Genomic DNA, 2,154 nt, shown 5'->3' with positions numbered 1-2,154 from the left:
CAACCCGCCCGTCCCCATCAGACCACTGGTTTTCTTTTCCTTGAAACGATATGTCGACTGTTCATCTGTGGCTGCCAGGATGTTGACATCATTTCCTGCCTGGAGGGTTACCGAGCCATCACCCACGACACCAGAGCCTTTCACGTTCAGATCGTTACCCGCTGAGAGCGAGACGTTATTTCCGCTCAGTGCACTACCTTTTTCGTAGGTGGCGTAATCCTCTTCAACCGTATGCGTGGTGGTTTTGTTCAGGAACCCTTTTTTGGTTTTGGTCTCTTCTTTGAAGTGGTAATCGCTTTCGGTGGCGGTTTCGAGATTGCTGATGCTGTTCTGGCGGACGAGTGCGGCTATTTATGCGCTGGTCAATACGATGGGAAAACAGCAATGCTACCGCCTGCAGGGATCGTGGAGCTGCAATCGTGGAAGTTTAGCGACTACCAAGTCTGACACATCTATTATTTGTTTTATTTATTAGTCAGTTATTACTCGTTCGCTTAACAATTACATGTAACTGCATCTACCATTTCGCTCGTTAATCCCCTTCAAAAAAAACCATATAGGACTTCATTTTAATACCACATATGGTATTGTTTGGAATGTATTTATGCCTGATAAGAAATCGACGTTAAGATGCGAAAACTAATTTACTACTGAGTATATTAAATGACCTTTGGTAAACGTCTCGCCTCTTTACGTAAGGGCAGAAAGCTGACGCAGGCTGTACTTGCGGACAAAGCAAGTTGTCATATATCGATGATTCGCCGCTATGAATCAGACGATGTTCAGCCCACGCTTGAGGTAATCCGCAATTTATCTCTCGCGTTATCAGTCAGTGCAGATGTGCTGGTTTTTGAGGAAGTTGAACAAAATCCTGATGATGAATTACGTTCGTTATTTCTGGCAGTTAACCAGTTCACTCAGGAGGAAAAGTCAGTGACAAAAGTACTACTGGAAGCACTGATTTTGAAACACGATGTTAATCAACGTGTAAGAAATGCGAAGGATTAGCAATCATAAAGGACGCGATGATCCAGTGTTGGAGCACTGAATCACCGCTCACCACAACCAACTAGGTAGGAGTTGATTTATGGCTAAGCAAGATTGTAATTCAGATTCAATGATTTCCAAAACACAGCGCCGTTATAAAGTGGGTTATGTCAGCGTTCGCCACGAAGACCGCAGAACCCATATGACCACCTATTACAACCGCCATCCCAGCCTGCACCTGAAGGGCGACTGGCTAAAAGAGGCAGGGTTTTCAACCGATACACCGGTTATTGTCGCTGTGGAGCGGGGGCAACTGGTTATTCGGCCTGTAGTTGAGTAGCAGATAGAACGATCCCGGCTCGCTGGCCGGGATCTTCTTTGATTAGTAGAAATCTTCTCTTTTAAAAACGACGCCAGTAGGCACGAGATCATCTTTTTCAAAATAAACTGTATTTTCTTTATCATGAAGGATCACTGCGTATCCATAGATAACCCCATCCTCTTCACTGATCCCCAAAACAACACCTTTACGGCCAACATATTTACTGTTTTTCGCATCAGGAACAACCTGAACCTCTTGGTAGAAATCAATTTTCATATTCATCATTTATGTGTAATTTTCCCATCAAGCGAGATATTTAGGTGGGAACCATCACGAGTTGCCCAGCCTAACTGCGCCTTGCCTGTCCGAGATAACTGAACATCCCATTCAAATGCCTGACCAGCTGTGCGGGATGGACCTTTCACCCATTCATTACCAAACTTATCGAAATACCCATTATTTGGCCCTCTTGGTAACGGTTGTGACGCCGAATAATCTTCAGGCGGTACATAACGAATTTTTCCACTCGTTGGAAGCTCAACATATTTTATACGGCCTTTAGTCGACCATGGTTGAGCTGCCCCGCCAGTGCCTGCCGGGTTAAAAGGCGGTTCTTCAACATACGAAATTTTATTTCCAGCAGTCGTCCCTTTTGCCGCTTCAGGCTTAACGCTGCCCTTACCACCCTGAGCCGCCTCATCACCAGCCACTTTGTAGCCCGCAATGATACTCACGATACCGTGCAACTGCATCGCATCGTCATAGGCTTTTTCAACTTCTGCCCATGATTTTGTGTTACCGGGACTCTCCACTATCCCCTTAATCGCCGCATCACGCGTGATATT

5 protein-coding genes and 1 pseudogene are annotated in these 2,154 nt (G+C 45.5%); 3 read left to right on the top strand and 3 right to left on the bottom strand.

Translation table 11 applies throughout. From position 1 onward, the window contains the following. Nucleotides 1-318 (bottom strand): annotated as a pseudogene (locus MES37_RS25040) (hemagglutinin repeat-containing protein); the annotation flags it as partial. Here MES37_RS25040 and MES37_RS24170 point away from each other — a divergent pair. From MES37_RS24170 to MES37_RS24160, 3 genes are all read left to right on the top strand, one after another. Beyond that, nucleotides 232-447 (top strand): hypothetical protein, encoded by a 216-nt coding sequence (locus tag MES37_RS24170; protein ID WP_064541012.1) that lies wholly within the window; start codon nucleotides 232-234, stop codon nucleotides 445-447. The pseudogene MES37_RS25040 and the gene MES37_RS24170 overlap by 87 nt on opposite strands. A gap of 216 nt (nucleotides 448-663) precedes the next feature. Beyond that, nucleotides 664-1,008, top strand: coding sequence for a helix-turn-helix domain-containing protein (locus MES37_RS24165; RefSeq protein ID WP_064541016.1), 345 nt, complete (start codon nucleotides 664-666; stop codon nucleotides 1,006-1,008). Nucleotides 1,009-1,087: 79 nt separating this feature from the next. Next, complete coding sequence (locus MES37_RS24160; protein WP_237932806.1) at nucleotides 1,088-1,327, top strand: SymE family type I addiction module toxin; 240 nt, start codon at nucleotides 1,088-1,090, stop codon at nucleotides 1,325-1,327. 42 nt (nucleotides 1,328-1,369) lie between these two features. Here the strand turns inward: MES37_RS24160 and MES37_RS24155 are convergent, their stop codons facing one another. Both MES37_RS24155 and MES37_RS24150 read right to left on the bottom strand, forming a co-directional pair. Continuing rightward, the gene (locus MES37_RS24155; RefSeq protein WP_208111332.1) at nucleotides 1,370-1,585 is read right to left on the bottom strand and encodes an Imm31 family immunity protein; all 216 of its coding nucleotides are present in this window, start codon (nucleotides 1,583-1,585) and stop codon (nucleotides 1,370-1,372) included. 5 nt (nucleotides 1,586-1,590) lie between these two features. Continuing rightward, the coding region (locus tag MES37_RS24150; protein ID WP_237932805.1) for a polymorphic toxin type 17 domain-containing protein at nucleotides 1,591-2,154 on the bottom strand (564 nt) is incomplete at its 5' end.

Source organism: Buttiauxella sp. S19-1, assembly GCF_022134725.1.
In the GTDB taxonomy this organism is placed as follows: domain Bacteria; phylum Pseudomonadota; class Gammaproteobacteria; order Enterobacterales; family Enterobacteriaceae; genus Buttiauxella; species Buttiauxella ferragutiae.
Note: the sequence above shows the minus strand (reverse complement) of the source record. Positions and strands in the feature narration are given on the sequence as shown.